General features: G+C 57.5%; 7 protein-coding genes and 1 pseudogene. 5 read left to right on the forward strand and 3 right to left on the reverse strand.

The features are described from left to right. From ACRESD_RS22820 to ACRESD_RS22830, 3 genes and pseudogenes are all read left to right on the forward strand, one after another. Positions 1 to 215, forward strand: a pseudogene (locus ACRESD_RS22820) (ABC transporter ATP-binding protein); the annotation flags it as partial. Beyond that, positions 212 to 937, forward strand: coding sequence for an ABC transporter permease (locus ACRESD_RS22825; RefSeq protein ID WP_431752976.1), 726 nt, complete (start codon positions 212 to 214; stop codon positions 935 to 937). The pseudogene ACRESD_RS22820 and the gene ACRESD_RS22825, both read left to right, overlap by 4 nt. Before the next feature lie 15 nt (positions 938 to 952). Further along, positions 953 to 2695 carry a Gldg family protein gene (locus ACRESD_RS22830; RefSeq protein ID WP_431752977.1) on the forward strand — a complete coding sequence of 581 codons (1743 nt, stop codon included), beginning with the start codon at positions 953 to 955 and terminating at the stop codon, positions 2693 to 2695. Positions 2696 to 2699: 4 nt separating this feature from the next. Here ACRESD_RS22830 and ACRESD_RS22835 read toward each other — a convergent pair whose 3' ends face one another. The 3 genes from ACRESD_RS22835 to ACRESD_RS22845 form a co-directional block, all read right to left on the reverse strand. Continuing rightward, the gene (locus tag ACRESD_RS22835) at positions 2700 to 3008 is read right to left on the reverse strand and encodes a class I SAM-dependent methyltransferase (protein WP_431752978.1); all 309 of its coding nucleotides are present in this window, start codon (positions 3006 to 3008) and stop codon (positions 2700 to 2702) included. A gap of 259 nt (positions 3009 to 3267) precedes the next feature. Next, positions 3268 to 3702: a DoxX family protein gene (locus tag ACRESD_RS22840; protein ID WP_431752979.1), complete on the reverse strand. Its 435-nt coding sequence runs from the start codon at positions 3700 to 3702 to the stop codon at positions 3268 to 3270. A 103-nt stretch (positions 3703 to 3805) separates the two neighbouring features. After that, entirely contained in the window at positions 3806 to 5227 is a 1422-nt protein-coding gene (locus tag ACRESD_RS22845; protein WP_431752980.1) for a transglycosylase SLT domain-containing protein, read from the reverse strand. A 235-nt stretch (positions 5228 to 5462) separates the two neighbouring features. On the opposite strand from ACRESD_RS22845, the gene ACRESD_RS22850 reads away from it, so the two are divergent. Continuing rightward, a complete protein-coding gene (locus ACRESD_RS22850) occupies positions 5463 to 6269 on the forward strand; it encodes a TatD family hydrolase (RefSeq protein ID WP_431752981.1) in 807 nt (268 codons plus the stop codon). 96 nt (positions 6270 to 6365) lie between these two features. Beyond that, entirely contained in the window at positions 6366 to 7847 is a 1482-nt protein-coding gene (locus ACRESD_RS22855) for a methyl-accepting chemotaxis protein (RefSeq protein WP_431752982.1), read from the forward strand. Positions 7848 to 8169: the final 322 nt, after the last annotated feature.

Genomic DNA, 8169 nt, shown 5'->3' on the forward strand with positions numbered 1-8169 from the left:
TACTGGCACTTGCCGTATTACCCGGCGTCGCCGGCATCGAAGAGGACCGGCTCGCACCGGGTACGGTCACGGTTCTGGCTATGCCCGGTCACTCCATTTTCCCCTCAATCAACGCGCTCATTACCCACCGCGGCTGGAACATAACGTCCATGAGCCTGGAGCCAGGACGCCTGAACGATGTCGTTCACCATCTCAGCCAAGAGGTATCCCCTTGAAACTACTACCCACTATTTTCAAACGCCAGCTCATCAGTTATGCCTCCTCACCAGAGACCTATTTGAATGTGGCAGTGTTCTTGGTGCTGTGTACCGTACTGGGTTTGCACACTCAGCACTGGATGGAACGAAACAGCAGCGACTTGCAGGCGTTCTTCGAGCTTCACCCCTGGCTCTATCTTCTGCTGATCCCCACGCTATCGACGCAGCTGTGGTCAGATGAACACAATGCGAGCTTTTCCAATATGATGAAAATCTTGCCTATTACCTCTGCTGAACGTGTAATCGGAAAGTTTATGGCGGCCTGGGTCGTGTGCAGTATTGCCCTGATATTAAACTTCCCGATAGTCATCGCCGCTAACTATCTTGGCACCGCCGACAACAGCATTATCGCCTCGCAATTCATCGCCAGCTGGTTATTGGCAGGTAGTTACCTGGCCGTCGGTAGCTTCGTATGCGTACTGACACACCAACGCATTGTGATTTTCCTACTGACATTAGGCCTATTGCTGACAGCCAGTGGACTTTCGTCAGCTCTGGATGCGCTTGAACATCAGGCGCCGATATGGGTGATTGATAGCTTGATATCGCTCAACCCTATCTTACGCTTCAGTACGATGGACAATGGAAAACTGACCCTTCATGACAGTGCTTACTTCATCAGCATCATCTTTTTTTTCCTATCCGCTACAACCCTCACACTCAACTACAAAAACCGCTGAGAAGGATAGCCCCTGATGCGATCCGCTCTTCGTACGGGTATGACACTCATCGTCATATCGTTAATTTTCCTCGCATTCAATCTCGTCTGGGTAAAAAAACTGCCTGATGCCCGCTGGGATTTTTCACAAGATAAAATCCACACTTTATCGCCAGCCGTACGGGACTTTCTCAAAACCCTCGAAAGCCCACTGGATTTGTATTACTTCAACTCGATCAATGACCCCAAGAAAAGCCACACATTGGAGCGCTACGGCCAACAGGTGGAAGACTTACTCAAGGAGTTCGAGAAGACGGCCAAGGGCATGATCAACCTACACGTTATCGACCCAACTCCTTTTTCCGAAGAGGCCTACAGGGCCAGTTTATTCGGGCTTGATAATACGCAAGGATTCCTGGGCCTCATCGGCACCCGCGCTGGCCAAAGTGCGCAACGCATCGAAGCCTTCAACCCGGACCAGGCGTCCTTGCTTGAGTACGAAATCAGCCATCTGATCCATCAATTGATGCACCCCGGGCGCCCAACCGTCGGCCTGCTGTCAGGCCTTGCGTTAAACACGTCTGCCGGAGAGCTATTGGCGCACCTGAACGAGCATTTCAACCTGGCTGAACTGGCTTCCAATATCGCCCAGGTGCCACCATCGATCGACACGCTGATGGTAGTGCATCCGCGCGCCCTGCCCGAGCAGACCCTGTATGCGATTGAACAATATGTATTGAAGGGCGCCAAGCTGATGATTTTTATTGATCCGCGGAGCGAAATGGACACAAACCCCGCATCGTCAGGTTCCCGACTGGATGGGCTGCTGGCCGCATGGGGTGTACAGATGCAGACGGACAAGCTGTTGGTCGATAACCTCTACGCCTCATCGACCACCCAAGACCCAAACAAGCCAACGGTATTACGCCCGGCCTTGCTGAACCTGCCACGACAGGCCATGACCGCCAGCGATGTCAGCAGTTGGAAACTGAGCTCAATGATCGTATCGAGCAGCGGCGCCCTTTCTCGCACTCGGAAAAGCCGAACGACATTCACCCCACTGCTGCGAAGCTCCCGACGGTCCCAACTGATTGACGTAGGAAGTTATGCTTCAGCGACGCAGTTCGACTCATTCATCGATGAAGCGGCTGCGCCTGGACAGGCCCATGTCATCGCAGCTCGCCTTGAAGGCCCCGCCTACTCGGCATTTCCCGATGGCATTAACGGACAGCCACCCGGTTTGCAGAAGACTGCGCAGATCCAGGTGGTGTTGGTCGCCGACACGGATTTACTCGCAGACGCGGTCATCCGTTCCGCTCCCAACAACAATGTGCAGTTTGTCTTGAATACATTGGATAACCTGGCGGCGCCCCCAGCGCTTGCGAATATTCGGCCACGTACCTTCACCCGCCCCCTGCATGTGCTTGAACACATGCGCGACGCAGCGGCACAGGCTTATCAGGAGAAATCGGGAGAGCTGGAGCGACGACTTGAACGCACAGAACAAGAGTGGCAGCGGCTGGCCCCACAGATCGCAGGTTTTGGCGCCCAGGCTGTCGATACCAATACCCAGTTACAAGCGCTCAATAAAGAACGGCTGCGACTACCCATGGAGCTGAATGCACTGGAGGTCGAGGCTTATGCGCGTGTGCATCGCTTCGAACACCTCCTGAAACTGCTCCTGATCGCAACTGTGCCGCTACTGTTGTGCCTGATCGCCTGGGGGCTTTCTCTTTGGCTGCGCCGGCGTCGGGCGCTTTCTTCATCGCCCCGTCACTGAGTACTCAACGGCGGGCAATCAGCCCTTGCCGGGCAATACGCGTCAGTTGGCGGATCACTTCATCGGCATCGCTGGCGCTAGGCGCCTGGATCACCGCAAGGTCGAAACTGTCGCTGGCAAAACGGGTCAGGGAATCGCCGTCTTCAACAAACTGAATCAGAAACGCCGAGGGCCGCCCGGTGCGACGGGGCCAGCCATCCAGGTAACGCAACAGCGTGGGTTGGTGCTTGCCGCCAAGGAGGATCTTGGGGTTACGTTGGGTCAGGTCCGCAGTGATTGGGGCCAGGCGAATAAGGGGGCGTAGTGCATTCATCGTGTCGTGTCTCTGCCTCAAAAGTCTGCGGGCAGGTGAGAGGCAACACCGAACCAGCGCTTTAGCGGTATTTCGAAGTGTGCTCTGCATGAGATAACACGCTTCTGTCGGGCTGTATGAGTCCCAGTGGCGCCCCGCAATTAGCTGTTTAAATCGGCGCATGAGCAGCATCCTAGAGAAGCCGATGGGCCAGTGTCAAGAATCCCAAGCAACGAAAAAGCCCGCTCATGGCGGGCTTTTTCAGGGGGTTACCCAGGGATCAGCGGCTGATGGCTCCATCGGCCGACAGTTTGCCAGCGCCTTCCAACATCACCGCCAGCGAGCCGCCCAGCAAAGCCAATGCGAACTCATAACCGTTGTTGGCCATGAACAGACCGTTGTGGATATGCACCGAGAAAATCGCCACCAGCGATAGAATGGTCAGGCCCAATGCCGCAGGGCGCGCCAACAGGCCGATGATCAACGCCAGGCCGGCAAAGAACTCGGTACCACCCGACAATACTGCCATCAGGGTGCCCGGAGCCAGGCCGATGCTTTCCATCCATTGCGCCGTGCCAGCCAGGCCGTAACCGCCAAACCAGCCGAACAGTTTCTGCGAACCGTGGGCGGCGAAGATAATACCGACGAAGATACGCAGAATCGTCAGGCCATACCCGGCGCGGGTGGACAGAATGCTTTTGATCAGTGGGCTCATGGGGATAATCCTTTTCAAAGTAGGGTTGGGTTGGCCGCTATATTAATCAGATTAAGCAATGATAAAAGCCGAAAATATGCCTTATCAATATCGAAATAATCGATTATTTGCGTGAGACGATCTTTGGCCCAGCCGGCTCAAGGGACTCCCGCTCCCGATTGAACGCCAGGTAGTATTTGTTCACGCTATTAACATAGCTGACGCCGCCCATCCCCACCTGCTCCATGGCAATGCGTTCAACCTGGAAGAACCACTGATTCGGATTAAGCCCACGCCGACGGGCCTCCGCACGCATGCCCTGCACCCGCTCCGGCCCCATGTTGTAAGCGGCCAGCACAAAGGCCATGCGTTCTCTCTCGTTGAGCTTGGGGCTGGCGAAGAATTTGCGACGGATCATCGCCAGGTAACGCGCCCCTGCCTGCACATTGCTATCAAGGCTCTCGATATTATTCACCCCAACTCGCTGCGCCGCCGAAGGGGTGATCTGCATCAAGCCGGTCGGGCCGCCACTGTTGCGCGCTCCGGGGTCGAGGGAGGACTCCTTGAAAGCCAGCGCGGCCAGGTTCAACCAGTCCATGCCTTGCTCCCGGGCGTGCTTTTGCAGAACTGGGCGCAGCTTCTCCAGGCGCTGACGATCAGCGCGGGCCAGCGGGTTGCGTACCTGATAAAGGCGTCGGTAAATCCGTTGAAAGGCCACATCCTGGTCGGACGGTGTTCGATAGGTCTTGAGGAACCGGTCAATGCTGGCCCGCAGCATTGAGGCATCCTGACGCACGAACCAATACTCGTCACCTGGCTCACTGATCGCCACCTGCTTATCAAAACGCAGCTTGGGCAGGATCTTCGACCAGCGTTCGGCAATGGGTTTCTCGACGATGGTCAAATGGAAGATCCCGGCCTGGACCATCTCCAGCACATCTTCCACTGCCAGTGTCGGGTCGACCCACTCCACCTTCACGGGTGGTTGCTTGTGCAGCGCCAGCTTCTGGTTGACTTGGCTGATGGCATCCGCTGCGGCACTGCCGGTGGTCAGCATCAACGTGCGCCCGGACAATTGCTCAAGCTTGGTAAACCGTCGCTCGCCCTTAACGCCCACCAACCACAACGGCACATTGCTGACTATCGGGTCGCTGGCGCTGATCCTGTGTGCAGCCTTCACATCCAGCAGTTCACCAGGGGCCACCAAGTCGCCTTCACCCCGGGCCAACGCGCCCAGCAACTGATCCTTGGCCTTGGGAATGATCTTGAGGTTGATTTCTTCACCGTCACGGGCGTGACCGTTCAGGTACTGCTCAAAGGCCCGCAAGCGATGGTATTCGACACCGATGGCCTGGCCCTGGATTTCGCCAGAGCTGTTGCGACTCTGGTTGACCAGCACCCGCAAGGTGCGGCTGGAACGAATCTGTGCCAGGTCTCGCACCTTGCCGGGCTTGGTCACTTCCAGCGGGCCATCCAGACGCGCCACCGCCGCCATGGGCAGCAGTAACGTCAGGCACAACATAAGCAACGCCGAGGGTCGGATCATCCGCTCTCCGGAAAGAATACTGGCCAGCGCCATCGTGAAAGACGAGGTGCTGGAGGTCAGAAACAGAGCGCTTTAAGCGCTGGCAAGGCACGCAACGGCGGCACGGAAGAAGGCGTTCGGCCAACCACAATGTCACTTGCGACGTTCAAAGACAGCTTTAACTCGTTGTAGTTCTTGGTTTTCTTATAAATCTACAGCTCTGATATGCTTTCCGGCCGCAGGCGGAGATAGCACCATGCAACTCATTGATATCGGCGTCAACCTGACCAACCCCAGTTTCGACGAGAGGCACCAAGCGGTTCTTGACCGTGCCTATGCCGCCGGCGTGCAGCAATTAGTACTCACCGGCACCAGTGTCGACGACAGCGAACAGGCCCTCGAACTGTGTGTAAAACTCGATGAAAGCGGCCAGCGGTTGTTCAGCACCGCCGGCATCCACCCGCACTCCGCCAGCGACTGGAATAGTGATAGCGCACAGCGCTTACGCGGTTTGCTCAGCGAAAGCCGCGTGCGTGCGGTGGGTGAATGCGGGCTGGATTTCAACCGGGACTTTTCCCCGCGTCCACAACAGGAAAAAGTCCTCGAGGAACACCTGGCCTTGGCAGTCGAGCTGAAACTGCCGGTGTTTCTCCACGAACGCGACGCCAACCAGCGCCTGTTGGAGATCCTCAAGGACTACCGAGACCACCTGACCGCCGCCGTGGTGCATTGCTTCACCGGCGAACAGCAGGCGCTGTTCAGCTACCTCGATCTTGACCTGCACATCGGTATCACCGGTTGGATCTGCGACGAACGCCGTGGGACGCATCTTCATCCACTGGTCAGGGAAATTCCCCGTGGTCGTCTGATGCTGGAAAGCGATGCGCCGTACCTGCTGCCGCGCACCTTGCGACCAAAACCGAAAAATGGGCGCAACGAACCGGCTTATCTACCCGAAGTGCTGCGCGAAGTCGCCCTGCACCGTAACGAAGCCATCGAGGACCTGGCCGAGCACAGCACCGCCAGTGCTCGCGCCTTTTTTGGCCTGCCTCAAGTGGATTGATGCGGCGCATTGACCCATGTCAAAACCGGTTTTCGGAGTAGCGGCACAATAATGGCACCTTGCCAATACTGTTTCCGCTATCAGAGAAAACCTTCCATGGGTGCCTGGCTTAGCAATATCTCGCTGAAATACAAATTCTGGGCCGTCAACGCGGTCGCCTTCATCACCACTCTGCTGCTGGTGCTGTACGCCGTGCAGCTTGAACAACAGGCACGCAGCGACGCATCCCAAACCTCTGCGCAGGAGCAGGCGCGCGTGCTCGCTGCCTGGCCCGTCGACAAGGCGTTGCCCAAGGGCGAGCATTGGCTGGAGTTTGCGCAGGGCCAAGTGCCACAACTGGCAGACCAGGATCTGTCAGCCCTGAGCAGCGCCAGCGGCTGGGTCGAGCTTGATCACATGCCCCTGTTCGGTGAAAACCCGCTGATCGGCGCCGAAGTCATCACCCGCGCGAACGGGCAACAGATCGCCGTGTTGGCCTACGGGCGCAGCCTGAGCCAGGTCTTCAGCGAACGCTTCGCCAACTACGCCGTGGCCGTGCTGATCCTGATGCTGGCAATGCTCGGCGCCTCGCAATTGCTGATCCGCTTCCTGCTCAGCCAGCTCAACACACTCAAGGATGTGATGCTGCATGTCGAAAAAACCGGCGACCTGTCAGCCCGCGTACCCTTGGCCTGCAAAGACGAAGTCGGCCAGATGGCCAGTGCGTTCAACGCCATGCAGGCCGGCTACCAGCGCGTGGTCAATACCGTGGCGCGCACTGCCCAACAACTGGACGAGGGCGCAGCACGCCTGGCCAGCAGCATGAACGAGGTGCAGCACGGCATGCTCGGCCAGCAAAGCGAAACCGACCAGGCCGCTACCGCTATCAATGAGATGACGGCCACGGTCTACCACATCGCCCAGCACGCAGGCGCCACCCGCGATCTGTCCCAGTCTGCCGACACACTCGCCGGCAGCGGCCAGGAAGTGGTCATTCGTGTGCAGCGCTCGATCGCCGGGCTGTCCACCGGCGTGCAACAAACTGCCGAAATGATCCAGAAACTGGCCGAGGACAGCCAGAAAATCAACGGCGTGGTCAGTGTCATCCACAGCATCGCCGAACAGACCAACCTGCTCGCCCTCAACGCCGCCATCGAAGCCGCCCGCGCCGGGGAAATGGGACGTGGCTTTGCCGTGGTTGCCGACGAAGTGCGCAACCTCGCCAAGCGTGTGCAGAGCTCCACCGATGAAATCACCCGCATGGTCTCGGCGCTGCAAGCCGGCACCCGCGATGCGGTGGACTTCATGCAGGAAAGCTCATTCAAGGCCGACGACTGCGTGCAACAGGCTCAGGAAGCCGGTGTCGCACTGGCCGAGATCACCGGCGCCGTGGCACAGATGCGCGAAAGCAACACCCAGATCGCCGTGGCCGCCGAGCAGCAAAGCCATGTGGCCGAAGAGATGAACCGCGCGGTGGTGAGCATTCGCGATGTGACTGAAAACACCGTACAGCAGACCGTGGACTCAGCCACCACCAGCAATGAACTGGCGACGTTGGCTGGGGAGTTGAGCAAGGCAATTGGGCAGTTGAAGTTGTAGGACTTCTTGCCCAGTAATCTGTCTCCTACGACCGATATTCCATTGACCTGATGTTTTGATGAAACATCCCAGCCATCCTGACGAATAACGCCGACTTCTTTACCTGACGAACCTCTGCAAAGTCCTTCGCCTGATCACACAGTGCGAGGGATTGCAGATGGTTTACCGAGTGAATGTTCCGGTTGACGGGGCTGCGTTTTGAATCCGGCCATTGGCAGGCTGGCCCTGACCCCAATGGATGCAAAGACGGTCGATGCTGAAGTCGTCTTCCGTGAATTTCGTGAATGCCTGAACACGTTTGACGACTGGGCTGAACGCTTCT

The organism is Pseudomonas sp., assembly GCF_050739995.1.
Taxonomy (GTDB): domain Bacteria; phylum Pseudomonadota; class Gammaproteobacteria; order Pseudomonadales; family Pseudomonadaceae; genus Aquipseudomonas.